The following is a 23,169-nucleotide window of genomic DNA, read 5'->3' as shown; positions in this document are numbered from 1 at the left end:
GAGATGTCTGACGAGAAGCTGCCGGAGTCGCACGGCTCCGAAGGGCACGAGGCCGCCGTCCACGGCGACCCGTTCGCCGACCCCGGTCTGCCGGCCCACGAGCCGCGCCGGACCGACATCGACGAGCGCGCCGCCAAGCGCGCGGAGCGGCAGGTCTCCCTGCTGTTCATCGTCTCGATGCTCGCCACCGTGGGCTTCATCGCCTCGTACGTGGCCATCGACATCGACAAGATCGTCTACATCTTCCCGCTGGGCCACGTCAGCGCGCTGAACTTCGCGCTCGGCATGACCCTCGGTGTGGCGCTCTTCTGCATCGGCGCGGGCGCCGTCCACTGGGCGCGCACCCTGATGTCGGACCACGAGATCCCGGCCGAGCGCCACCCGATCGAGGCCGACGACGAGCTGCGTGCCGACGTCATCGAGCAGTTCAAGACGGGCGCCGCGGAGTCCGGCTTCGGCCGCCGCAAGATGCTCCGCAACACCCTGATCGGCTCGATGGCCCTGGTGCCGCTGTCCGGTGTGGTGCTGCTGCGCGACCTGGGCCCGCTGCCCGAGGACAAGCTGGCGCACACCGGCTGGGAGGTGGCCACCCCGGCCAAGCCCCTCAAGCTGATCAACATGAACACCAACGAGCCGATGAAGCCCGAGGACATCGTCACCGGCTCGCTGACCTTCGCCAAGCCCGAGGGCCTGGAGGAGGACCAGGAGTTCTTCCAGGAGCAGATCGCCAAGGACGCCCTGATGATCATCCGGATCGCTCCGGAGGACCTGAAGGACCGGAAGTCCGCGGACCTCGGCTTCGAGGGCATCCTCGCCTACTCGAAGATCTGCACCCACGTCGGCTGCCCGATCAGCCTCTACGAGCAGCAGACGCACCACGCGCTCTGCCCCTGCCACCAGTCGACCTTCGACCTGGCGGACGGCGCGCGCGTCATCTTCGGCCCGGCCGGCCACCCGCTGCCGCAGCTGAAGATCACCACTGACGAGAAGGGCTTCCTGGTCGCCACCGGCGACTTCCAGGAGCCCGTCGGCCCGAGCTACTGGGAGCGGCCGTGAGCACCGCGAACAGCGCCACTTCCGGCGCCTCCAAGCCGGCCAGCACCCGCGCCAAGCCCGCGAACAAGTTCGAGGCTGCCGCTGACTGGACGGACGGACGGCTGGGTATCTACACCCTCGCCAAGTCCAACCTGCGCAAGATCTTCCCGGACCACTGGTCCTTCATGCTGGGCGAGATCTGCCTCTACACGTTCATCATCATCATCCTGACCGGCGTCTACCTGACGCTGTTCTTCAAGCCGAGCATGGCCGAGACCGTGTACCACGGTACGTACGCCCCGCTCAACGGCATCCGGATGTCCGAGGCCTACGCCTCGACCATGGACATCAGCTTCGAGGTGCGCGGCGGTCTGCTGATCCGCCAGATCCACCACTGGGCGGCGATCGTCTTCGTCGCCGCGATGCTGGTGCACATGATGCGCGTCTTCTTCACCGGCGCGTTCCGCAAGCCGCGTGAGATCAACTGGCTCTTCGGCGCCGGTCTGCTCTTCCTCGGCATGTTCGACGGCTTCATGGGCTACTCGCTGCCGGACGACCTGCTGTCCGGTACCGGTATCCGCTTCATGGAGGGCGCGATCCTGGCGGTGCCGCTGGTCGGCACGTACCTGCAGTTCTTCCTGTACGGCGGTCAGTTCCCCGGCACCGACATCGTGCCGCGGTTCTTCACCATCCACGTGCTGCTGATCCCGGGCATCATGCTGGGCCTGCTGGTGGCCCACCTGATCCTGGTCTTCTACCACAAGCACACCCAGTTCGCGGGCCCCGGCCGCACCGAGAAGAACGTCGTCGGCATGCCGCTGATGCCGGTCTACATGGCCAAGGCCGGTGGCTTCTTCTTCCTGGTGTTCGGCGTCATCGCGGCCGCCTCGGCGATCGCGACCGTCAACCCGATCTGGGCGTACGGCCCGTACCGCCCCGACCAGGTGTCGACCGACGCCCAGCCGGACTGGTACATGGGCTTCTCCGAGGGCCTGATCCGCGTCATGCCGGGCTGGGAGATCCGCGCCTGGGGCCACACCCTGAACCTGGGCGTGTTCATCCCGCTGATGGTCTTCCCGCTGGTCCTGATGGCCATCTGGGTCTACCCGTTCATCGAGGCCTGGGTCACCGGCGACAAGCGCGAGCACCACATCGCCGACCGCCCGCGCAACGCCCCCGTCCGCACCGGCTTCGGCGCGGCCTGGATCAGCCTGTACGTGCTGCTGCTCATCGGCGGTGGCAACGACCTGCTGGCGACGCACCTGCACCTGTCGATCAACTCGATCACCTACTTCGTCCGTGTCGGCTTCTTCGTCGTCCCGGTGCTGACCTTCTTCATCACCAAGCGGTGGTGCCTGGGTCTGCAGCGCCGCGACAAGGACAAGGTGCTGCACGGCCGCGAGAGCGGCGTCATCAAGCGCCTGCCGCACGGTGAGTTCGTCGAGATCCACGAGCAGCTGCCGCAGGACAAGCTGTACAAGCTCACGGCGCACGAGCAGCCGCAGCCGCTCGAGCTGCCGGCCGAGGTCGACGAGAACGGTGTGGCCCGCAAGGCCGGCCCGATCGCGAAGACCCGCGCCAAGCTCTCCGAGGCCTTCTACGGCGAGGGCGGCCAGATCGCCAAGCCGACCGCCGAGGAGCACCACGAGATCACCAGCGGCCACGGCCACCACTGATCCCGTAGAGATCGCCACAGCCCGAGGGCCCCTGCCGAACCCGGCAGGGGCCCTCGGCCTTCGCGTACCCGGGGCGTGCACCCGGGCGCACCCCGGGCCCGCCGTCCGGGGCCCTGTCACAATGGGCGCGTGCAGCTGACCATCGATCACACCGCCGCCACTCCCCCGTACGAACAGGTGCGGAGCCAGATCGCGGAGCGGGCCCGCAGCGGGGAGCTGCCCGTGGGCCTCAAGCTCCCCACCGTCCGGGCGCTGGCCGAGGAGCTGGGGCTGGCGGCGAACACCGTCGCCCGCGCGTACCGGGAGCTGGAGGCCGACGGGGTGGTGGAGACCCACGGCCGGCGGGGCACCACGATCGCCGCGACCGGGGACAGTGCCCACCGGCTGGCGGCCTCGGCGGCGGCCGAGTTCGCGGAGCGGGTGCACCGGCTGGGCCTCGGCCCGGAGGAGGCCCTGGCGGCCGTTCACACGGCCCTGCAGGTGGCCTACCGCGGCTGAGGGCCCGGCCGGTCGGGCCCGGGGGTCAGAGCTGGGGCTGCATGTCCCCGGAGGCCTGGACGGCCGTGTCGGCGCTGCCCACGGTGGAGACCTGGGCGCCCGTCGCCGAGTGCTTCACGTAGTCCGTCCAGTTGATGTTCCAGTCCCCGTAGCCGTTGCCGAACGGCTCCATCTCGTGGCCGAGGCTGTTGACGACCTGGACGATGTCGCCGACCCGGGTGTTGTCGAAGAACCACTTGGCGTTCTCCGTGCTCATCCCGGTGCAGCCGTGGCTGACATTGGCCTTGCCCTGGGAGCCGACCGACCACGGGGCCGCGTGCACGTACTCGCCGCTCCAGGTCACCCGGGTGGCCCATTCCACCTGCAGGTCGTAGGAGTCGGCGCTGCCGGCGGCGATGCCGATCGTCTCGCCGCTCATCCGGACGGTGGCCTCCTGACCGAGGACCACCTTGATGCCGTTGCGGGTGTCGAAACCCGGCTTGCCGGTGGTGACCGGGATCGTGCGGACCACTTCGCCGTTGCGGCGGTACGTCAGCTCGTGGGTGGCGGCGTCCACGACGGCCTCCACGCGGTCCCCGGTGCGGAAGGAGAGGCTGCTCGGCTCGCCGCCGTACAGGCCGTCGGATATCGCGGCGCCGGTGAGGTCGAAGGAGAGCTTCACCGTGGCGTTGGCCGGCCAGTACTGCTCGGGGCGGAAGTGCAGGTTGCTGTCGTCCACCCAGTACCAGGCGCCGGTCACGGCGGGCTGGGAGGTGACGGTGAGGCCCTGCTCGACCTCGCGGCGGGCCGCGGGGTCCTTGACCGGGGCGGAGAGCTTCACCGTGAGCGGCTGGCCGACGCCGTAGACGCCGCTGCCGGAGGAGTCCGGGCCGAGCTGGGCGGTGAGCAGGTTCTTCGCGGCCAGCGTGCTGAACGCGGTGGTGGTCTCGCCGCGGCCGCCCTTGCCGTCGTCGGCGGCTATTCGGGCGGTGTAGGCGGTACCCGCCCGCAGCCGTCCGGTGGTCTGCCAGCTGCGCCCGTCGTCGGCCAGCTTCCCGGTCACCAGCCGGCCGTCCGGGCCGGTGACGGTGACGTCCGTGAGGGTGCTGCCGGGTTCGGCGGTCACCGTGAAGGGCTTGGCGGGGTCCACCCGTTCCCCGGCCGAGGTCCGCACCAGTGGTGCGGCGTCGACCGTGCGGGTGACCGGCCCGACCGACTGGTCCTGGCCTCCGGACGAGCAGGCCGCGATCGGGGCCAGCAGGATGAGGGCCGTTATGCCGGCCTTGCCGTGTGCGAGTCTCCGACAACCGTTCACCGGTGCCTCCGAGGTCTCCCGACGATGTACCAGAGCCTAGGAACGGCCGGGAGCGGTCAGCACCCCGGAGACGGCACCGTTGGACCGGGCGGGTGAGGCGGCGACGGAGCGTGAGTGCGGGCACGGCGAAGGGCCGGGCTCCCCCTCGGGGGTGCCCGGCCCCAGGCCTGACGTGCCGGAACCTACTGGTTCTGGTCCTCGCCGCGGTAGAACTCGAAGACCCAGCCGTAGATGCCGACCAGGATGATCGGCAGCGACCACCAGAGCAGCCACCAGCCGAAGATCACACCGAGGAAGGCCAGCGCGCCGCCGATGGCCAGCGCGAGCGGCTGCCAGCTGTGCGGGGCGAAGAAGCCCACCTCGCCGGCGTCGTCCGCGACCTCGGCCTCGGGGTTGTCACCCGCGCCGCTGTCCACCCGGCGGGCGGTGAAGGCGAGGTAGTACCCGATGAAGGCGCACAGGCCGAACGCCAGGAACAGCGCGGTGGTGCCGGCCGGCTCCTTGGACCACAGACCGTAGACGACGGCCATGATCAGGATGAAGGCGGCGAAACCGCCGAAGATCTTGCCCTGCTCCTTCATCAGGCGTCGCCCTCCTTCTTCTTGTCCAGCTGCGGACGGTCGTACTGCGCCGGGGTCACGCCCGCGAAGTGCTTCGCCGGCTCACCGTGGTTCTCCAGGTAGTCCAGCGCGGCGATCTCCGGGTGGTGCAGGTCGAACGCCGGGGATTCCGAGCGGATGCGCGGCAGCGTGAGGAAGTTGTGCCGCGGCGGCGGGCAGGAGGTGGCCCACTCCAGCGAGCGGCCGTAGCCCCACGGGTCGTCGACCTCGAGCTTCTCGCCGTACTTGGCGGTCTTCCAGACGTTGTAGAGGAACGGCAGGATCGACAGGCCGAGCAGGAACGAGCCGACGGTGGAGACGCTGTTCAGCGTGGTGAAGCCGTCGGAGGCCAGGTAGTCGGCGTAGCGGCGGGGCATGCCCTCCGCACCGAGCCAGTGCTGGACGAGGAAGGTGGTGTGGAAGCCGATGAACAGCGTCCAGAAGGTGATCTTGCCGAGACGCTCGTCGAGCATCTTGCCGGTCATCTTCGGCCACCAGAAGTGGAAGCCCGCGAACATCGCGAAGACGACGGTGCCGAAGACCACGTAGTGGAAGTGGGCGACGACGAAGTACGAGTCCGAGACGTGGAAGTCGATCGGCGGGGAGGCGAGCAGAACACCCGTCAGACCACCGAAGAGGAACGTCACCAGGAAGCCGATCGTCCACAGCATCGGGGTCTCGAAGCTGAGCGAGCCCTTCCACATGGTGCCGACCCAGTTGAAGAACTTCACACCGGTCGGGACGGCGATCAGGAAGGTCATGAAGGAGAAGAACGGCAGCAGCACCTGGCCGGTGACGTACATGTGGTGCGCCCACACCGTCACGGACAGACCGGCGATCGCGATGGTGGCCGCGATGAGGCCGGAGTAGCCGAACATCGGCTTGCGGCTGAAGACCGGGACGATCTCCGACACGATGCCGAAGAACGGCAGCGCGATGATGTAGACCTCGGGGTGGCCGAAGAACCAGAACAGGTGCTGCCACAGCATCGCGCCGCCGTTGGCGGGGTCGAAGACGTGGGCGCCGAACTTGCGGTCCGCCTCCAGGGCGAACAGCGCGGCGGCCAGCACCGGGAAGGCCAGCAGGACCAGGACGGCGGTCAGCAGGACGTTCCACACGAAGATCGACATGCGGAACATCGTCATGCCGGGCGCGCGCATGCAGATGATCGTGGTGATGAAGTTGACCGCACCGAGGATCGTGCCGAAGCCGGAGAAGGCCAGGCCCATGATCCACATGTCGGCGCCGACACCCGGCGAGCGGACGGCGTCGGACAGCGGCGAGTAGGCGAACCAGCCGAAGTCGGCGGCGCCCTGCGGGGTGAGGAAGCCGGCCACCGCGATGATCGAGCCGAACAGGTACAGCCAGTAGGCGAACATGTTCAGACGCGGGAAGGCCACGTCGGGGGCACCGATCTGGAGCGGCATGATCCAGTTCGCGAAGCCCGCGAAGAGCGGGGTGGCGAACATCAGCAGCATGATCGTGCCGTGCATGGTGAACGCCTGGTTGAACTGCTCGTTCGAGAGGATCTGCGTCCCCGGACGGGCGAGTTCGGCGCGCATGACCAGGGCGAGGATGCCGCCGATCAGGAAGAAGGCGAACGAGGTCGCCAGGTACATCGTGCCGATCGTCTTGTGGTCCGTGGTGGTGAGCCACTTGATGATCGCGTTGCCCCGCTTGCCGACACGGGCGCTCTTGCCGGCCGTGACGCTCCCGGCGCCCCCGCCGGCCGCGGCGGGCTCGTTGAGGATGGTCACTTCTCTTCACTTCCCGTGGTCTTCTCGCCGGCGCCGAGGATGCCGGAAGGCACCGCGCCGGACTGGCCCTTGGCCCGAAGCTCCTTCAGGTGCTGCTCGTACTGGTCGTGGGTGACGACCTTGACGTTGAACAGCATCCGGGAGTGGTCCTGGCCGCAGAGCTCGGCGCACTTGCCGGCAAAGGTGCCGAAGGAGGTCGGGGTCACCTGGAACTTGTTCACCACGCCCGGCACGACGTCCATCTTCATGAGGAAGTTGACGGGCCAGAAGTCGTGGATCACGTCGTTGGAGGTCAGGACGAACTCCACCGACTCGTTGATCGGCAGGTAGAGGGTGGGCACCTCGGCCGGGGTGCCGACGTCGTACGCGGCGTTGGTGTTGGCCGGGTCCGGGATCTCGGTGTTCTCGTAGTTGAACGCCCAGTTCCACTGGAAGCCCACCACGTTCACCACGTGCTGCGGCTTCGCGCTGACCGCGGTCAGGCGCGTCTCGTCGCGGGCGACGAAGTAGAAGAGCACCGAGACGATGACAAGGGGGACCGCGGTGTACAGCGCCTCGATGGGCACGTTGTACCGGGTCTGAGCGGGGATCTCCACCTTGGTGCGGCTACGCCGGTGGAAGATCACGCTCCAGAGGATCAGACCCCACATCAGTGCGCCCACTGCCAGCGCCGCGATCCACGAGCCCTGCCACATGTGGAGGACCAGGGGGCCTTCCTCGGTGACGGGCGAGGGGAGGCCAAGCCTGGGGAGGTCGTTGGCCGAGCAGCCGGTGGCGGTCGCGATGACGAGGCCCAGTGCCAGCGCCTGAGGCAGCTTCCGCCGCATCGTGCGCCGCGGCGAGCGGTCGGAGCCGTTGGGACTCACGTAGCGCCTTCCCGAAGTCTCGCCCGCGATCGCGCCGCCTCCGGGAGTGCTGTGCGCCTCCCCGGCGACCCGGCCACGGGCACGGTTTGAATGCTTATGCGGGCCAAACGCTACTGCATCCTTATGCGGCACTCACGAGCAGCCCCCGCTAACGCGCCGCCCGCCTACCCGATCAGCCCCGGCAGGCGTTCCGGTGCAGGTCATAGTAGGCATCCGAGGGTCCCACACCCGATCGGGGGACCTCACTGCGACACGCGGGTGACGGTGCGTCGCACCGGACGAATGCGGCGAAATCGGGCGCTGGCCCGGCCCCGGACCCGGCGGGGATAGCGTGGGAGGGTGTCGTACTTCGATGTGGCCTCCACCGCACCCCTGCACCCCGTCGCCCGGCAGGCGCTGAACGCGGCGATCGACGAGGGGTGGGCCGACCCGGCGCGGCTCTACCGGTCCGGTCGGCAGGCCCGGATGCTGCTGGACGCCGCCCGGGAGGGCGTCGCCGCCGAGCTCGGCGCGCGGGCGGACGAGATCTCCTTCACCGCGAGCGGCACCCAGGCCGTCCATCTCGGCATCCTCGGCGCCCTGCGCGGCAACCGCCGGCGCGGCGCCCACCTGGTGCACTCCGCGGTCGAGCACTCCAGCGTGCTGCACACCGCCGAGCTGCACGAGGCCCAGGGTGGCGAGGTGAGCGTCGTCCCGGTCGACCGCCACGGACGGGTGAAGGCCACCCAGTTCGCCGCCCGGTTCCGCGAGACCACCGCGCTCGCCGTACTGCAGAGCGCCAACCACGAGGTCGGCACCGTCCAGCCGGTCGACGAGGTGGCCGCCCTCTGCGGCAACGTCGGCATCCCGCTGCTGGTGGACGCCGCCCAGAGCGCGGGCCGGCTGCCCGTGCCGCACGGCTGGTCGCTCCTCGCCGCCAGCGCCCACAAGTGGGGCGGGCCGGCCGGCGTCGGCGTGCTCGCCGTCCGCAAGGGCGTGCGCTACGCCTCCCCGCTGCCCACCGACGAGCGGGAGCGCGGACGGGTGCCCGGCTACGTGAACGTACCGGCGATCGTCGCGGCCGCCGCCTCGCTGCGCGCCGTCCGCGCCGAGGCCGAGCAGGAGAACGCCCGGCTGCACGCGCTGGTGGAACGCATCCGCGCCCGGGTGCCCGCGCTGGTACCGGAGGTCGAAGTGGTCGGCGACCCGGTGCGACGGCTCCCCCACATCGTCACCTTCTCCTGCCTGTACGTGGACGGCGAGGTGCTGCTCGGCGAGCTGGACAAGGCCGGGTTCGCCGTCTCCTCGGGCTCGTCCTGCACCTCCTCCACGCTGACGCCGAGCCATGTGCTGGCGGCGATGGGGGTGCTGACCGAGGGCAATGTGCGGGTCTCCCTGCCGTACGGCACCGCGGAGGAGGACGTCGAGCGGTTCCTCACCGCCCTGCCCGAGCTGGTCGCCGCGGTGCGGGCCCCGCTCGGGCTCGACCTGCAGCTGCCCACGGCGGAGCCGGAGCCGGTGGTGGAGCCGGCGGGCGGAACGGAGCCGGAACCGGCGGGCGGAACGGAGGCACTGGTGGTGGACGCCCTCGGCAAGCGCTGCCCGCTGCCCGTGATCGACCTCGCCCGGCGGATCGGCGAGGTGCCGCCGGGCGGCACCGTCGTGGTGCTGGCCGACGACGAGGCGGCCCGGCTGGACATCCCGGCCTGGTGCGGGATGCGGGCCCAGGAGTACCTGGGCGAGGCCCCGGCCGCGCGGTACGGCGCCGACCGGGGCACGGCCTACCTGGTGCGCCGGGCGGACTGAGCGTCCGCCCGGCCGCGACCGGGCGGGGTCAGGCCAGCTTCGCGCGGACCTCGGCCGCCGCCTCGTCGCCGTACGCGGCGGCGAAGCGGTCGGTGAAGTGGGCGCGGCGCAGCTCGTACTCCTGGGTGCCGACGGTCTCGATCACCAGGGTGGCCAGCATGCAGCCGACCTGGGCGGCGCGCTCCAGGCCGAGGCCCCAGGACACGCCGGCGAGGAAGCCGGCGCGGAAGCCGTCGCCGACACCGGTCGGGTCCGCCTTGCGCTCCTCGGCCGGGCAGCCGACGGTGATCGCGGGCTCGCCCTTGCGCTCGATCCGGACGCCCTTGGGGCCGAGGGTGGTGACCCGGGTGCCGACGCGGTTCAGCAGCTCGTCGGCGTCCCAGCCGGTCTTGGACTCGATGAGCGCGGCCTCGTACTCGTTGGTGAAGAGGTACGCGGCGCCGTCGACGATCTCGCGGATGTCGTCGCCCTCCAGGCGGGCCAGCTGCTGGGAGGGGTCGGCGGCGAAGGCGTAGCCGCGGCTGCGGCACTCCTGGGTGTGGCGGACCATCGCCTGCGGGTCGTCGGCGCCGATCAGGACGAGGTCGAGGCCGCCGACGCGGTCGGCGATCGGCTTGAGCTCGATGTTGCGGGCCTCGGCCATGGCGCCGGTGTAGAAGGAGGCGATCTGGTTGTGGTCCAGGTCGGTGGTGCACATGAAGCGCGCGGTGTGGCGCGTCTCGGAGATGTGCACGGAGGCGGTGTCCACGCCGTTGCGCTCCAGCCAGCTGCGGTACTCGTCGAAGTCCGCGCCGGCCGCGCCGACCAGGATCGGGCGCAGGCCCAGGACGCCCATGCCGAAGGCGATGTTGGGGCCGACGCCGCCGCGCCGGATGTCGAGGGTGTCGACCAGGAAGGAGAGCGAGACGGTGTGCAGCTGCTCCGCGACCAGCTGGTCGGCGAAGCGGCCGGGGAAGGTCGTCAGGTGGTCGGTGGCGATCGAGCCGGCGACGGCGATACGCACGGGAGTCTCCTCGGGTGGCCTGGTGGCGGCGGTGGCCTGATGGCGGCCGGAAGCGGTGGTGGACCCACCTACGGTACAGCCACGCCGGCCCGAAACCCGGACGACCCGAACCGGTACTACCCCGCAGTAGCCCTGGTGGGGCGCACCGCGGCGGCCTAGGGTCGCACCACGGGGGCCGGTCGGCCGGCCCCCGGCCATGCGTGCCGTGGCGACGAGGCCGCGGCCCGGCGATCGGAGCGATGACAGCGATGATGCCCACCCAGCCCCCTGCTCTCCGTCCGGGCGCCCTCGGCGGCGAGGTCGACTTCGAGAGCCTCGACGCCCTGGTCAGCTCCTCGCGCCGGCTCGGCCGGTTCTGGCCGCCGCTCGCGGCCGGCCCGCAGCCCGCCGCCGCCCGCCCGGCGGGGGTGTCGGTGCCGTCCGGCGCGCAGCAGCTGGTGGCGGCGATGGCCGACTACGGGAGCTGACGGCCTCCCGCGGTCCGTCCTCCCGGATCACGCTCCCGCACGGGGGTGGAACCGGATTCCTCCGGGGCACGTCAAACCGGCGCAGCACCGCTTCGGTGGCGGTTCGCTGGACCCTCGGGAGGAAGTCGCACCATGGACGCAAGGACCGCAGTCGTACCGTTCGGGGCCGCTCGTCGGCGGCGGGCCGCCGTGCTGGCGGCAGGGGTGGCGCTCGTCATCGGCGGGGTCTCCGCCTGCGGGTCGCAGACGTCGACCGGAGCGGGTGGTGCGCCGTCGGCGCAGCCGACGGCGAGCGCCTCGGCCTCCGGCGCGCCGGCCTCGCCGAGCCCCTCCCCCAGCCCGTCCGGCGCGGGCAGTGCGACCCCGCAGCCCGGGCAGCCGACCCAGCCGGGCATAGCCGTCGGCGAGCCGACGCCGACCGCGGCGAGCATGCCGGCGATCAGCTACACCGTGGAGGGCGGCACGCACCTGACCGTGTACTTCTACGGCGGGATCTGCGAGCAGTACGGGCTGAAGGCGGACGAGCAGGCGCCCGGCCTGGTGCGGGTCCGGGTCACGGTGGAGAAGCCGGCGCCGCGCGGCCAGGAGTGCCCGGCGCTGGCGAAGAAGGAGTCGGTGTCGGCGCAGCTGGCGCAGCCGCTCGGCGACCGCAAGGTGATCGACATGACCTCCGGCACCGGGCTCACCATGACGGGTGACGTGCCGGGCGGGCCGCGCTGACCCCGGTCCGCCGAGCAGGATCACGGACGGAACCGCCGGAGGGCGGCCCCGGTCTCGGGGCCGCCCTCCGGCGGTTCGCTGCTGCTGTCGCTGCTGCGGGTGCGGCTCAGCTGAAGGAGTCGCCGCAGGCGCAGGAGCCCGTGGCGTTCGGGTTGTCGATCGTGAAGCCCTGCTTCTCGATGGTGTCGACGAAGTCCACGGTGGCGCCGCCCAGGTACGGGGCGCTCATGCGGTCGGTGACGACCTTCACGCCGCCGAAGTCCTTGACGACGTCGCCGTCCAGCGAGCGCTCGTCGAAGAACAGCTGGTAGCGCAGGCCGGAGCAGCCGCCCGGCTGCACGGCGACGCGCAGCGCGAGGTCCTCGCGACCCTCCTGCTCGAGCAGGCCCTTGACCTTGGCCGCGGCGGCGTCGGTGAGGATGATGCCACTCTCGACGGTGGTCTCGTCCTGGACGGTCATGCTTACTCCCGGTCTGTGACGACAGTGTGCCGCCAGTGCCAACCGGCGGCCGCCCGGATTCATTTCCGGTCGGTGGTGATTCCGGGAGGCGTTTTCGCCGCCCGCACCGCTACGTCTCCCATGCTCGCACACCGGCGGACCGTGCTCGGCGTCCGATCTCGGCAAACCGCCCGCGGCGGGTCCGGTCGGGGGCCAGGATGAGATGCGTGATCATTCGGCCGGTCAGGGACAGTGCCGCGGACGCCGCCGCCGTGCGGGAGGTGGCCGCGGCGGCCTTCGGCGGGCCGGCCGCCACGGTGCGGCAGGACGCGCCGGACGTCCGGGCGGTCCGGCACGAGGCGCGGACGCGCCACCTGGTGCGGACCGACCCGCAGGGGTGCTGGCTCGCCGAGGACGGCGGACGGACGGTGGGGGCCGCGCTGTCGCTGCGCCGCGAGGGGCTCTGGCTGCTCGCCGTGCTGGTGGTCGACCCGGCGGTGCAGGGCAAGGGGGTGGGGCGGCTGCTGCTGCAGCGGGCGGCCGCGCACGGGCGGGGCTGCCTGCGGGGGATGCTGTGCGCCTCGCCGTCGCCGGCCGCGGCACGGAGGTACCGGCTGAGCGGGTTCACGCTGCACCCGGCGATGCAGCTGCAGGGGCCGGTCGACCGGGCCGGGCTGCAGGACCCGGGCGACCTCCCGGTGCACCCCGGGGGGCCGGGGCAGCTGCACCTGCTGGACTCGGTGGACCGGCGGCTGCGGGGCGCCGCGCACGGGCCCGACCACGGCTTCATGCTGGCCCACTTCGAGGAGCTGCTGGTGGCGGACTCGCTGGCGGGCAGCGGGTACTGCTACCGGGACGGCGGCGAGGTGAAGCTGCTGGCGGCGACGTCGAAGCGGATCGCGGTGCGGCTGCTGCGGGAGGCGCTGGCGCGGGTCCCGGAGGGGACGGACGCGCTGGTCGAACACCTCACCGCCGAGCAGGAGTGGGCGGTCGACGTCGGCCTGGAGGTCGGCCTCACCGTCGGCACCCGCGGCTACGTGGCCCTCCGCGGCATGCGGCCGCCGGTGCCGTACCTCCCGAACGGAGCGTTCCTGTAGGGGGCACGCGCAAGCGGGAGGTGCCCCCACGCGCCCCTGGCGTTGTGCCACTACTCCATGGTGGCGAGGATCTCCTTGACCATGTCGAGGGTGGTGCCGGGGTGGAGGAAGGCGAAGCGGGCGACGGTCTCGCCGTCCCAGCCGGTGGGGGTGACGAAGCCGATCTGGTCGGCGAGCAGCTGCTGGGACCAGCGGTAGTAGTCCTCGTGGGTCCAGCCGGTGCGGCGGAAGCAGACCGCGGAGAGCTGCGGGTCGTGCAGCAGCTCCAGGTGGTCGGTGTCGCGGATGAGCTGCGCGGTGTCCCGGGCCAGCGTGAGGCCGGTCTCGATGGCGTCGGTGTAGGCCTGGGTGCCGTGGACGGCGAGGGAGAACCAGAGCGGCAGGCCGCGGGCGCGGCGGGTGAGGTGGTACGCGTAGTCGGTGGGGTTCCACTCGTCGCCCTCGGTGTGCAGGACGTCGAGGTAGGAGGCGTCCTGGGTGTGGACGGCGCGGGCGAGCTGCGGGTTGCGGTAGAGCAGGGCGGCGCAGTCGAAGGGCGCGAAGAGCCACTTGTGCGGGTCGACGACGAAGGAGTCGGCGTGCTCGATGCCGTTGTAGCGCTCGCGGACGGAGGGGGCGAAGAGGCCGGCGCCGCCGTAGGCGCCGTCGACGTGGAACCACAGGCCGCGCTCGCGGGTGACCTCGGAGAGGCCCTGGAGGTCGTCGACGATGCCCTCGTTGGTGGTGCCGGCGGTGCCGACGACGGCGATCACCGTCTCCGGGTTCGGGTCGGCGGCCAGGGCGGCGCGCAGGGCCTCACCGGTGAAGCGGCGGTCGACGGTGGGGACGACGAAGGCCTCGACGCCGATGATGTTGAAGGTGTTCTTGACCGAGGAGTGCACCTGGTCGGCGACGGCGATCCGCAGCCGGGCCTCCGGCCCGACGCCCAGCTTGCGGCGGGCGGTGTCGCGGGCGACGACGAGCGCGGAGAGGTTGCCGGCGGAGCCGCCGGAGACGAAGGTGCCGCCGGCGGAGGCGGGGAGCCCGGCGCGGTCCGCTATCAGGCGCAGCACCTGGTTCTCGGCGGCGATGGCGCCGGCGGCCTCGAGCCAGGAGATGCCCTGGAGGGAGGCGCAGGAGACGACCATGTCGAACAGCAGTGCGGCCTTGGTGGGGGCGCAGGGGATGAAGGAGAGGTAGCGGGGGCTGTCGGCGGAGATGACGGCCCGGGAGAGCTCGTGGTCGTAGAGCTTGAGGACGTCGCCGGGGTCGTTGCCGTGCTCGTTGAGGAGGCCGGCGAGGTGGGTGCGCAGGTGCTCGCCGTCGCCGGGGTGGTCGAGGGGGACGGGGTTGTACTGCAGCCGCTCGCGCATGTAGTCGAAGACGAGGTCGACCAGCTGGTTGTCGGGCTGGTGCATGCGGTCGGGGGCTGCGGACACGGTGGTCCCTCTCGTTCTGGCTGCGGGGTGCGGCGGGCCGGTACGGGTGGGGTTCCTGGGGCGTACCGGACACGATCAGCGTAGGCAGCGGCGCTCGGTCGGCGCGCGTCGGAACGGGGCCGCGCAGGCAGGTTTCGTGCGTGTTCGACGGGGGTCGCGCAGCTTTCCTGCGTGGCGTGCCGGCGGGCCGCCGGGGCCTGGCGCGGGGGCGTCAGCCGATGAGGCGGGAGAGGACGACGGAGCTGCGGCTGCGCTGGACGCCGGGCTCCTTGCGGATGCGTTCGATGACGGCTTCGAGGTGCCGGGTGTCGGCGGCGCGGAGGTGGACGAGGGCGTCGGGGTCGCCGGTGACCGTCCAGGCGGCGACGACCTCGGGGAACTGGCGGAGGCTGGCGAGGAGCTCCTCGGGGCTGGTGCGCTCGCGGCAGTAGATCTCGACGAAGGCCTCGGTCTGCCAGCCGAGCAGGGCCGGGTCGAGGACGACGGTGAAGCCGCGGACGACGCCGCGGGCGCGGAGCCGGTCGATGCGTCGGCGGACGGCGGTCGCGGAGAGGTTGGCGAGCAGGCCGATCTCCGCGTAGGAGGCGCGTCCGTCCTTGCTGAGGTGTTCGAGCAGGAGCCGGTCGGTGTCGTCGAGCGGCGCCCCGCCCGGGTCCGTGGGTCGGTGCGTGCTCATGGCTGCGGGCTCCACTGGTGGTGCGTGTGAGGGCGGTGGGGGCCGTCGGGGTGGGACGGCGCACCGCCCTATTCTGGCGGACCCGTGCGGTCAGTCCACCAGCAGCACGATCTTGCCGCGGGTGCGGCCCTCGGCGTTGAGGGCCTGGGCGGAGGCGGCCTGGGAGAGCGGGAAGGTCGAGGCGACCGGGACGCGGAGCTTTCCGGCGTCGGCGAGGCGGCCGAGTTCGGCGAGGTCGGCGGCGTCGGGGCGGGCCCAGACGTAGTGGCCGCCGCGGGCGGCGACGCCGTAGTCGGTGATCGAGGCGATGCCGGAGGGGTCGCGGACGAGCTGGGCGGAGATCTCGACGGCGTCGCCGCCGATCAGGTCGAGAGCGGCGTCGACGCCGCCGGGGGCGAGCGCGCGGACGCGGTCGAGCAGGCCCTCGCCGTGGGCGACCGGTTCGGCGCCGAGTTCGCGCAGGTAGGCGTGGTTGCGTTCGCTGGCGGTGCCGATGACCCGGGCGCCGTGGGCGGTGGCGATCTGGACGGCGAGGCTGCCGACGCCGCCGGCCGCGGCGTGCACCAGGACGGTCTGGCCCGCGCGGATGCGCAGCGTCTTGACGAGGGCCTGGTGGGCGCTGAGTCCGGCGAGCGGGAGGCCGCCGGCCTGGGCCCAGTCGAGCGAGGCGGGCTTGCGGGCGAGGGTGCGGACGGGTGCGGCGACGAGCTGGGCGTAGGTGCCGTGCTCGGCGGAGTCCTTGCGGACGTAGCCGACGACCTCGTCGCCCGGGGCGAACTCGGTGACCCCGCCGCCGACGGCCTGGACGACGCCGGCCATGTCCCAGCCCATGATCAGCGGGAAGTGGACGTCCATGATGCCGTCGAGGTGGCCCTCGCGGAGCTTCCAGTCGACCGGGTTGACGCCGGCGGCCTTCACCCGTACCAGGACGGAGTCGGGGCCGACCTTGGGGTCGGGCACGTCGGTGTACTCGACGACGTCGGGGCCGCCGTACTGCCTGATCACAATGGCCTTCATGCTCCAAGACAACGCGATGACGGCCCGATATCGGTTCGGCCACGCCGGGAAGGCTCCGATCCGGAGAGCGGTTCTCGTCACATCGACAGAACGTCCATCGTCAGAGTGACGCTAACGGGTTATCATAGATAGCGTCAGATAGACGAGAAGGCCCCGCGGTACCACCGCAGCTCGGCAGGGGCCGGAAGATCGGCCGCACAGGAGGGCACCCGCCCGTGACCACCACCACCGAGACCTACGGCGTCGACCCCTCTCCGACGCCCCTTGCGCTGCTGCTGCTCGGCCGCGAGGCCGACCCCGCGAGCGAGCGCGGCGTCGAGTGCCCCGGCGACCTGCCCGCCGCCTCCGACCCGGACCTGGTCGCGCGGGCCCGCGCCGCCAAGGAGCAGCTCGGCGACCGGGTGTTCATCCTGGGCCACCACTACCAGCGCGACGAGGTCATCGAGTTCGCCGACGTGACGGGCGACTCCTTCAAGCTGGCCCGCGACGCGGCGGCCCGCCCGGAGGCCGAGTACATCGTCTTCTGCGGCGTGCACTTCATGGCCGAGTCGGCGGACATCCTCACCTCGGACGCCCAGCAGGTCGTGCTGCCGGACCTCGCCGCGGGCTGCTCGATGGCCGACATGGCCACCGCCGAGCAGGTCGCCGAGTGCTGGGACGTGCTCACCGACGCCGGCATCGCCGACGTGACCGTGCCGGTCTCGTACATGAACTCCTCGGCCGACATCAAGGCCTTCACCGGCAAGCACGGCGGCACCATCTGCACCTCCTCCAACGCGAAGCGGGCGCTGGAGTGGGCCTTCGAGCAGGGCCAGAAGGTGCTGTTCCTGCCGGACCAGCACCTGGGCCGCAACACCGCCGTGCTGGAGATGGGCTTCTCGCTGGACGACTGCGTCCTCTACAACCCGCACAAGCCGAACGGCGGCCTGACCGCCGAGCAGCTGCGGAACGCGAAGATGATCCTCTGGCGCGGGCACTGCTCGGTGCACGGCCGGTTCAACCTGGACTCGGTGAACGAGGTCCGCGAGCGGATCCCGGGCGTCACCGTGCTGGTGCACCCGGAGTGCAAGCACGAGGTCGTCACCGCGGCCGACATGGTCGGCTCGACCGAGTACATCATCAAGGCGCTGGACGCCGCCGAGCCCGGCTCCAAGTGGGCCATCGGCACCGAGCTGAACCTGGTGCGCCGCCTCGCCAAGGCCCACCCCGACAAGGAGGTCGTCTTCCTCGACCGCGCGGTCTGCTTCTGCTCGACCATGAACCGGATCGACCTGCCGCACCTGGTCTGGGCGCTGGAGTCGCTGGTCGAGGGCCGGGTGCCGAACGTGATCACGGTGGACCCGGAGACCGAGAAGTACGCCAAGGCGGCCCTGGACCGGATGCTGGCCCTGCCGTAACGCTCCGCCGCGCCGCCGCAGGCGGTCCGCAGCACGCCGAAGGGCGGGCACCCCACGGGGTGCCCGCCCTTCCGGTGTCACGGGACCTACTCCGGCAGGCCGGGGATCAGGCCGTCGCCCTCCGTCCGCAGCATCTCGCGGACCTCGTCGATGGTCGCCTCCGCGTCCGGGAGGATCAGGTCGGACGGCTCCAGGGACTCGACCGGCAGCGGGCTGCCGAACTCCTTGACCGCGCCCAGCAGCGCGTCGAGGGCGGCCTTGAACCGCTCGCCGTCGCCCGACTCCACCGCCTTGAGCAGGTCGTCGTCCAGCTCGTTGAGCCGGTTCAGGTGGCTGTCGCCGACCTGGAACTGCCCCTCACCCATGACCCTCATGATCATGCCGGCGCGTCTCCCTGTCCGGGTTCGTGGTGCTGTCCGGTGTTACTTGTTGTAGTTGATCTTCGACGAGTCCTGCTGCTGGCCCTGCTCGATGGCCTGCGGCGCGGCGGCGGGAGAGCCGCCGGTCAGCTCGGCCTTCATCCGGGCCAGCTCCAGCTCGACGTCGCTGCCGCCGGCCACCCGCTCCAGCTCGGCCTCGATGTCGTCCTTGCGGCCGAGGCCGCTGGCGTCGTCGAGCGCACCGGAGGCGAGCAGCTCGTCGATCGCGCCGGCCCGCGCCTGCATCTGCGCGGTCTTGTCCTCGGCCCGCTGGATCGCCAGGCCCACGTCGCCCATCTCCTCGGAGATGCCGGAGAAGGACTCGGCGATCCGGGTCTGCGCCTGGGCGGCCGTGTACGTCGCCTTGATGGTCTCCTTCTTGGTGCGGAAGGCGTCCACCTTGGCCTGCAGCCGCTGGGAGGCGAGCGTGAGCTTCTCCTCCTCGGCCTGCAGCTGCTGGTACTGGGTCTCCAGGTCGGTGATCTGGGACTGCAGGTTCGCCTTGCGGGTGAGCGCCTCGCGGGCGAGGTCCTCACGGCCCAGCGAGAGCGCCTTGCGGCCCTGGTCCTCGTACTTCGCGGACTGCTGCTGCAGCTGCGTCAGCTGCAGCTCCAGGCGCTTGCGCGAGGTGGCCACGTCGGCGACGCCGCGGCGCACCTTCTGCAGCAGCTCCAGCTGCTTCTGGTACGAGTAGTCGAGCGTCTCCCGCGGGTCCTCCGCACGGTCCAGTGCCTTGTTGGCCTTGGAGCGGAAGATCAGCCCCATACGCTTCATGATTCCGTCGCTCATGGGCCTCGGGTGCCCCCTTCTACGGGCCTGCGAATTCCGTCTCGTAACACGTCGAGTCTATGTGCAGCGAGCTGGTCGCCGCAGTGCACGAGCTGCAACAAGACTGCTACAGCCGCACACTGCCGGTCATCGTCCCTGGGATGGAGCCGACCCTGAGACCATGATCCGCCCCGGGGAGGGCGCCCCGTACGGGACACGCCGTCGATCGATATCCGTTCGTGCCGACGCTCGCTGCGGAAAGCACCCGGCCAGCACGTACGCTGGGGGTGTGTTCCGACGCCGTGATGAAGCCTCCTCCGCCGCGACCGCGCTGGCCGAGCAGGACGAGAAGACCCCCCGCGACCCGCAGGCCAAGAAGGGCCGCCCGACGCCGAAGCGCAGCGAGGCCGAGGCCAGCCGGCGGACCAGGGTGACCGTGCCCAAGGACCGCAAGGAAGCCGCCCGGCAGTCCCGCGAGCGGATGCGCGCCGAGCGCGAGAAGCAGCGCACCGCCCTGCTGGAGGGCGACGAGCGCGCCCTGCCGCCCCGTGACAAGGGCCCGGTGCGGCGCTTCGCCCGCGACTTCGTCGACTCCCGCTGGTCGCTCGCCGAGTTCTTCCTGCCGTACGCCGTGGTCGTGCTGGTGCTCAGCATCGTCCGGGTGCCGGCCCTGCAGCTGCTCTCCACGCTGCTCTTCGTGGTCTTCTTCGTCCTGGTGATCCTGGACTTCGCCCGCCTCGGCCTCGGTCTGCGCAAGGCCCTGCGCGAGCGCTTCCCGAACCAGAACACCCGCGGCGCCGTCCCCTACGGCCTGATGCGCACCCTGCAGATGCGCCGACTGCGGCTGCCCAAGCCGCAGGTGAAGCGGGGCGAGCGGCCCTGACCGCGGAGCCGGTCCCGCCGCCCTGGGCACTGCCGGTGCAGCCGGACCAGCCCGGGCTGTACGCGCTGCCCGGGCAGGGCCTCGGCGGCCACGACCGGCTGCCGGCCGTCGGCGGAGGCGGCCGGCACGCGGCCGCTCCCTGGCCCACCCGGCAGGGCGGCCTGCGCAGCATCGTCCGCGAGGAGCTGCTGACCCGGCAGCTCGCCGAGCAGCTGGCCGGCCGGACGGGGCTGCGGGTGCTGGACGTCGGCTGCGGGCAGGGCACCCAGACCGTTCGGCTGGCCCGCGCCGGACACGTCGTCACCGGAGTCGACCCGGACCCGGTCACCCTCGGCGCCGCGCAGGCCGCGGTCGCGGCCGAGCCCGCCGAGGTGCAGGGGCGGGTGCGGCTCATCGGCGGGGACGGGCACGCCTGCGGGCGGTGGTTCCCGCCGCGCTCCTTCGACGTCGTGCTGTGCCACGGCGCCCTGATGTATCTCGCCGACCCGGACCCGCTGCTCGCCGCGCTCGCCCGGGTGCTCGACACCGGCGGCGTGCTGTCGCTGCTCGTCCGCAACGCCGACGCGCTGGCCATGCGCCCCGCGCTCGCCGGCGACTGGCGGACCGCCCTCGCCGCCTTCGACTCCTACCGCTGCACCGACCGGTACGGCGTGCCCGCGCGGGCCCACCGGCTCGCCGAGCTGACCACCACGCTCTCCGGCATCTCGGTGCCGCTGCGGCACTGGTACGGCGTCCGGGTCTTCACCGACGCCGCCCCGGACGAGGCGGCGCCGGTCGACGGCCGGCAGCTCGCCCAGCTCCTCGACGCCGAGGAGCGGGCCGGCCGGCAGGACCCGTACCGCCAGGTCGCCGGCCTGCTCCACCTCGTCGGCGCCAAGTAGCCGGCCGGGCAGCGACCTTCCGAGGGCTAGCCCTCGTGCAGGCTCATCGAGTAGATCTCGCGGTCGTCCTCCAGCAGGACCGCCCGGTCCACGCCGTCCGCCAGCAGTTGCTTCCAGGTCTCGCCGATCCACGACTCCGCGTCGCCCTGGCCGGGGAACTCCTCCTGGCCGTTGGGCTGGTCGACGCTGGTGCCGTCCTGCTGCTCGAACCGCCACGTCCACACCATGTGTCGGACTCCTCCCGCTCGGTGACCTCGACGTGCGCACACTAGCGTGCCCGCCCGGCCGCTCCCCATACCCCGTGCGGCAGGATGATCCGCATGGCACTCCCCCGCACCCTCGTCCTCGGCGGCGCCCGCTCCGGCAAGTCCACCCGCGCCGAGCTGATGCTCGCGCCGTACGAGGACGTGCTGTACGTGGCCACCTCGGGCACCCGGGACGGCGACCGGGACTGGGCGGACCGGGTCCGCCTGCACCGGGAGCGCCGGCCGGCCTCCTGGCGCACCGCCGAGACCTGCGACCTGGAGGCGGTGCTCGCCGACCGGGACGACACCGCCCCGGTGCTGATCGACTGCCTGGCGCTGTGGCTCACCGCGGTGATGGACGAGCACGGCGCCTGGTCCGACGACAGCTGGCACGACGGCGGCGAGCGGGCGGTGCAGCGGCGCTGCGACGACCTCGCCGCGGCCTGGGCGGCGACCCGGCGCCCCGCGGTCGCGGTCAGCAACGAGGTCGGCATGGGCGTGGTGCCCGCGACCGCGGCCGGACGGCGCTTCCGGGACACCCTGGGACGGCTGAACATGGCGGTCGCCGATGCCTCCGAGCAGGTGCTGCTCGTCGTGGCCGGGCAGGTGCTGACCGTCAAAGCCGGTGCCGTGTAGCCTTCCGAGCGATGGACACGACCGTGGATCTCGACAGTTTCTCCTCCCTCGTCGAGCGGCCCGACGAGGCCGCCCGCAAGGCCGCCGAGGAGTACCGGCAGCAGCTGGGCCTGCCGCCGGGCGGCCTCGGTTCGCTGGAGGAGCTCGGCGCCTGGCTCGCCTCCGTCCAGGGCGCGGCCCCCGTCCGGCCGGTGGCCGCCGCGAAGGTGCTGCTGTTCGCCGGCGACCACGGCGTCGCCGGGCTCGGCGTCTCCCGGCCCGGTCCCGGCCGGAGCACGACCGCCCGGGTGCACGCCGTGCTGGAGGGCACCGCCCCGGTCGCACTGCTGGCCCGCCGCTACGGCGCGGCCGTCCGGGTCCTCGACATGGCGGTCGACGCCGACCCGCACGAATTCCCCGCCGAGGTGTCGCAGTACCGGGTGCGGCGCGGCTCCGGCCGGATCGACGTCGAGGACGCGCTGACCGCCGAGGAGACCGTCCGGGCGTTCCGGGCCGGCATGGCGGTCGCCGACGAGGAGGCCGACGCCGGCACCGACCTGGTGCTGCTCGGCGACATCGGCACCGGCTCCACCACGGTCGCCGCGGTGCTGGTCGGCGCACTGTGCGGCACCGACGCCGCCGCCGTCACCGGGCGCGGCTCGGGCATCGACGACCGGGTGTGGATGGTCAAGTGCGCGACCGTCAGGGATTCGCTGCGCCGGGCCCGGCCGGTGCTCGGCGACCAGCTCGCACTGCTGGCCGCGACCGGCGGCGCCGACTTCGCCGCGATCACCGGCTTCCTGCTGCAGGCCGCCGTGCGGCGGCTGCCGGTGGTGCTCGACGGCGTGGTGTCCGCGGCCTGTGCGCTGGTCGCCCAGCGGATCGCCTTCCGGGCGCCCGAGTGGTGGCGGGCCGGGCAGGACACCGGCGAGCCCGCGCAGGCCAAGGCGTACGACCGGCTCACCCTGGCCCCGTTGCAGCAGCTCGGCGTCCGGGCCGGCGAGGGCGTCGGCGCGCTGCTGGCGCTGCCGCTGCTGCAGGCCGCCTCCGACACCCTGGCGGAGCCCGGCGACGTGCCGGCCGCCGTGAAGGCCGAGCCGCGGCCGCCGGCGAAGCTGCCCACCGCGGCGGAGCTGCTGGGCCTCGGCTGACGTGCCGGACGGGCTGCGCTTCGCCTTCGGCACGCTCTCGGTGCTGCCGGTCCGGGTCGACCGCTGGGACCGGCCGACGGCCGGCCGTGCGATGCTCGCCGCGCCCGTGGTCGGCGTGGTGCTCGGCCTGCTCGCGGCCGGCGCGGGGACGCTCGTGGCGTGGCGGGCGGGCGGCCTGCTCGGTGCGGTGGCCGCGATCGGCGCGCTCGCCGCACTGACCCGGGGCCTGCACCTGGACGGTCTGGCCGATGTCGCCGACGGCCTCGGCAGCGGCAGGCCCGCCGAGGACGCGCTGCGGATCATGAAGCAGTCGGACATCGGGCCGTTCGGCGTGCTGACGCTGCTCCTGGTGATGCTCGGTCAGATCGCCGCACTGGCCGGGCAGTTCGACTCCTCCCTGGGCCGCGGCGCGCTCGCGGTGCTCACCGCCGTCCTCGCCGGGCGCTGCGCGCTCGCCTGGGGC

At 72.2% G+C, this 23,169-nt stretch carries 25 protein-coding genes; 13 read left to right on the top strand and 12 right to left on the bottom strand.

Annotation, left to right across the window (positions count from 1 at the left end):
- Positions 1 to 3 precede the first annotated feature (3 nt).
- From KSNIM_RS27180 to KSNIM_RS27170, 3 genes are all read left to right on the top strand, one after another.
- Complete coding sequence (locus tag KSNIM_RS27180) at positions 4 to 1,056, top strand: ubiquinol-cytochrome c reductase iron-sulfur subunit (protein WP_263105753.1); 1,053 nt, start codon at positions 4 to 6, stop codon at positions 1,054 to 1,056.
- A complete protein-coding gene (locus tag KSNIM_RS27175; protein WP_263105752.1) occupies positions 1,053 to 2,711 on the top strand; it encodes a cytochrome b in 1,659 nt (552 codons plus the stop codon). The genes KSNIM_RS27180 and KSNIM_RS27175 overlap by 4 nt, the downstream gene beginning before the upstream one ends.
- A 129-nt stretch (positions 2,712 to 2,840) precedes the next feature.
- Complete coding sequence (locus KSNIM_RS27170; RefSeq protein WP_263105751.1) at positions 2,841 to 3,209, top strand: GntR family transcriptional regulator; 369 nt, start codon at positions 2,841 to 2,843, stop codon at positions 3,207 to 3,209.
- 25 nt (positions 3,210 to 3,234) lie between these two features.
- Here KSNIM_RS27170 and KSNIM_RS27165 read toward each other — a convergent pair whose 3' ends face one another.
- From KSNIM_RS27165 to KSNIM_RS27150, 4 genes are all read right to left on the bottom strand, one after another.
- Complete coding sequence (locus KSNIM_RS27165) at positions 3,235 to 4,503, bottom strand: Ig-like domain-containing protein (protein WP_263105750.1); 1,269 nt, start codon at positions 4,501 to 4,503, stop codon at positions 3,235 to 3,237.
- Positions 4,504 to 4,685: 182 nt separating this feature from the next.
- Positions 4,686 to 5,084: a cytochrome c oxidase subunit 4 gene (locus KSNIM_RS27160; protein ID WP_263105749.1), complete on the bottom strand. Its 399-nt coding sequence runs from the start codon at positions 5,082 to 5,084 to the stop codon at positions 4,686 to 4,688.
- Positions 5,084 to 6,859, bottom strand: a complete 1,776-nt coding sequence (ctaD, locus tag KSNIM_RS27155; protein ID WP_263105748.1) for a cytochrome c oxidase subunit I — start codon at positions 6,857 to 6,859, stop codon at positions 5,084 to 5,086. Before ctaD ends, KSNIM_RS27160 begins: the two co-directional genes overlap by 1 nt.
- A complete protein-coding gene (locus KSNIM_RS27150; RefSeq protein ID WP_263105747.1) occupies positions 6,856 to 7,725 on the bottom strand; it encodes a cytochrome c oxidase subunit II in 870 nt (289 codons plus the stop codon). The genes ctaD and KSNIM_RS27150 overlap by 4 nt, the downstream gene beginning before the upstream one ends.
- A gap of 339 nt (positions 7,726 to 8,064) precedes the next feature.
- On the opposite strand from KSNIM_RS27150, the gene KSNIM_RS27145 reads away from it, so the two are divergent.
- Positions 8,065 to 9,510, top strand: a complete 1,446-nt coding sequence (locus tag KSNIM_RS27145) for a cysteine desulfurase/sulfurtransferase TusA family protein (protein WP_263105746.1) — start codon at positions 8,065 to 8,067, stop codon at positions 9,508 to 9,510.
- A gap of 28 nt (positions 9,511 to 9,538) precedes the next feature.
- Here the strand turns inward: KSNIM_RS27145 and KSNIM_RS27140 are convergent, their stop codons facing one another.
- On the bottom strand, positions 9,539 to 10,513 hold the full coding sequence (locus KSNIM_RS27140; protein ID WP_263105745.1) for a carbohydrate kinase family protein: 975 nt from the start codon (positions 10,511 to 10,513) through the stop codon (positions 9,539 to 9,541).
- A gap of 239 nt (positions 10,514 to 10,752) precedes the next feature.
- On the opposite strand from KSNIM_RS27140, the gene KSNIM_RS27135 reads away from it, so the two are divergent.
- Both KSNIM_RS27135 and KSNIM_RS27130 read left to right on the top strand, forming a co-directional pair.
- Entirely contained in the window at positions 10,753 to 10,980 is a 228-nt protein-coding gene (locus KSNIM_RS27135; RefSeq protein ID WP_263105744.1) for a hypothetical protein, read from the top strand.
- A gap of 132 nt (positions 10,981 to 11,112) precedes the next feature.
- On the top strand, positions 11,113 to 11,700 hold the full coding sequence (locus KSNIM_RS27130) for a hypothetical protein (RefSeq protein WP_263105743.1): 588 nt from the start codon (positions 11,113 to 11,115) through the stop codon (positions 11,698 to 11,700).
- A 106-nt stretch (positions 11,701 to 11,806) separates the two neighbouring features.
- Here KSNIM_RS27130 and erpA read toward each other — a convergent pair whose 3' ends face one another.
- The gene (gene erpA, locus KSNIM_RS27125; protein WP_111492675.1) at positions 11,807 to 12,160 is read right to left on the bottom strand and encodes an iron-sulfur cluster insertion protein ErpA; all 354 of its coding nucleotides are present in this window, start codon (positions 12,158 to 12,160) and stop codon (positions 11,807 to 11,809) included.
- A 206-nt stretch (positions 12,161 to 12,366) separates the two neighbouring features.
- Between erpA and KSNIM_RS27120 the strand changes: the two genes are divergently transcribed.
- Complete coding sequence (locus KSNIM_RS27120) at positions 12,367 to 13,236, top strand: GNAT family N-acetyltransferase (RefSeq protein WP_263105742.1); 870 nt, start codon at positions 12,367 to 12,369, stop codon at positions 13,234 to 13,236.
- A gap of 50 nt (positions 13,237 to 13,286) precedes the next feature.
- Here the strand turns inward: KSNIM_RS27120 and KSNIM_RS27115 are convergent, their stop codons facing one another.
- The 3 genes from KSNIM_RS27115 to KSNIM_RS27105 all read right to left on the bottom strand — a co-directional run bounded on the left by KSNIM_RS27115 (position 13,287) and on the right by KSNIM_RS27105 (position 16,347).
- A complete protein-coding gene (locus KSNIM_RS27115; RefSeq protein WP_263105741.1) occupies positions 13,287 to 14,654 on the bottom strand; it encodes a pyridoxal phosphate-dependent decarboxylase family protein in 1,368 nt (455 codons plus the stop codon).
- 211 nt (positions 14,655 to 14,865) lie between these two features.
- Entirely contained in the window at positions 14,866 to 15,330 is a 465-nt protein-coding gene (locus KSNIM_RS27110) for an Lrp/AsnC family transcriptional regulator (RefSeq protein WP_263105740.1), read from the bottom strand.
- A gap of 90 nt (positions 15,331 to 15,420) precedes the next feature.
- Positions 15,421 to 16,347 carry an NADP-dependent oxidoreductase gene (locus KSNIM_RS27105; RefSeq protein WP_263105739.1) on the bottom strand — a complete coding sequence of 309 codons (927 nt, stop codon included), beginning with the start codon at positions 16,345 to 16,347 and terminating at the stop codon, positions 15,421 to 15,423.
- Positions 16,348 to 16,562: 215 nt separating this feature from the next.
- On the opposite strand from KSNIM_RS27105, the gene nadA reads away from it, so the two are divergent.
- A complete protein-coding gene (gene nadA / locus KSNIM_RS27100; protein ID WP_263105738.1) occupies positions 16,563 to 17,744 on the top strand; it encodes a quinolinate synthase NadA in 1,182 nt (393 codons plus the stop codon).
- 86 nt (positions 17,745 to 17,830) lie between these two features.
- Here the strand turns inward: nadA and pspAA are convergent, their stop codons facing one another.
- Together pspAA and KSNIM_RS27090 are read right to left on the bottom strand one after the other, a co-directional pair.
- The gene (pspAA, locus tag KSNIM_RS27095; protein ID WP_263105737.1) at positions 17,831 to 18,124 is read right to left on the bottom strand and encodes a PspA-associated protein PspAA; all 294 of its coding nucleotides are present in this window, start codon (positions 18,122 to 18,124) and stop codon (positions 17,831 to 17,833) included.
- Positions 18,125 to 18,166: 42 nt separating this feature from the next.
- On the bottom strand, positions 18,167 to 18,952 hold the full coding sequence (locus KSNIM_RS27090; RefSeq protein WP_263105736.1) for a PspA/IM30 family protein: 786 nt from the start codon (positions 18,950 to 18,952) through the stop codon (positions 18,167 to 18,169).
- Between the two features lie 268 nt (positions 18,953 to 19,220).
- Here KSNIM_RS27090 and KSNIM_RS27085 point away from each other — a divergent pair, with 268 nt between their 5' ends.
- Together KSNIM_RS27085 and KSNIM_RS27080 are read left to right on the top strand one after the other, a co-directional pair.
- Entirely contained in the window at positions 19,221 to 19,814 is a 594-nt protein-coding gene (locus tag KSNIM_RS27085) for a DUF3043 domain-containing protein (RefSeq protein WP_263105735.1), read from the top strand.
- A 35-nt stretch (positions 19,815 to 19,849) separates the two neighbouring features.
- Positions 19,850 to 20,695, top strand: a complete 846-nt coding sequence (locus KSNIM_RS27080; protein ID WP_317634057.1) for a class I SAM-dependent methyltransferase — start codon at positions 19,850 to 19,852, stop codon at positions 20,693 to 20,695.
- 26 nt (positions 20,696 to 20,721) lie between these two features.
- Here KSNIM_RS27080 and KSNIM_RS27075 read toward each other — a convergent pair whose 3' ends face one another.
- Complete coding sequence (locus KSNIM_RS27075) at positions 20,722 to 20,922, bottom strand: hypothetical protein (protein ID WP_263105734.1); 201 nt, start codon at positions 20,920 to 20,922, stop codon at positions 20,722 to 20,724.
- Positions 20,923 to 21,015: 93 nt separating this feature from the next.
- On the opposite strand from KSNIM_RS27075, the gene cobU reads away from it, so the two are divergent.
- The 3 genes from cobU to KSNIM_RS27060 all read left to right on the top strand — a co-directional run.
- Positions 21,016 to 21,576, top strand: coding sequence for a bifunctional adenosylcobinamide kinase/adenosylcobinamide-phosphate guanylyltransferase (cobU, locus tag KSNIM_RS27070; protein ID WP_411543781.1), 561 nt, complete (start codon positions 21,016 to 21,018; stop codon positions 21,574 to 21,576).
- 11 nt (positions 21,577 to 21,587) lie between these two features.
- Positions 21,588 to 22,706, top strand: coding sequence for a nicotinate-nucleotide--dimethylbenzimidazole phosphoribosyltransferase (locus tag KSNIM_RS27065; protein ID WP_263105733.1), 1,119 nt, complete (start codon positions 21,588 to 21,590; stop codon positions 22,704 to 22,706).
- A gap of 1 nt (position 22,707) precedes the next feature.
- Positions 22,708 to 23,169: adenosylcobinamide-GDP ribazoletransferase (locus KSNIM_RS27060; RefSeq protein ID WP_263105732.1), on the top strand; the 462-nt coding region annotated here is incomplete at its 3' end.

Origin of the sequence: Kitasatospora sp. DSM 101779 (assembly GCF_025655475.1) — a bacterium.
GTDB lineage: Bacteria > Actinomycetota > Actinomycetes > Streptomycetales > Streptomycetaceae > Kitasatospora.
The sequence above is the reverse complement of the archived record's forward strand: the minus strand, read 5'-3'. Positions and strand labels throughout refer to the sequence as shown.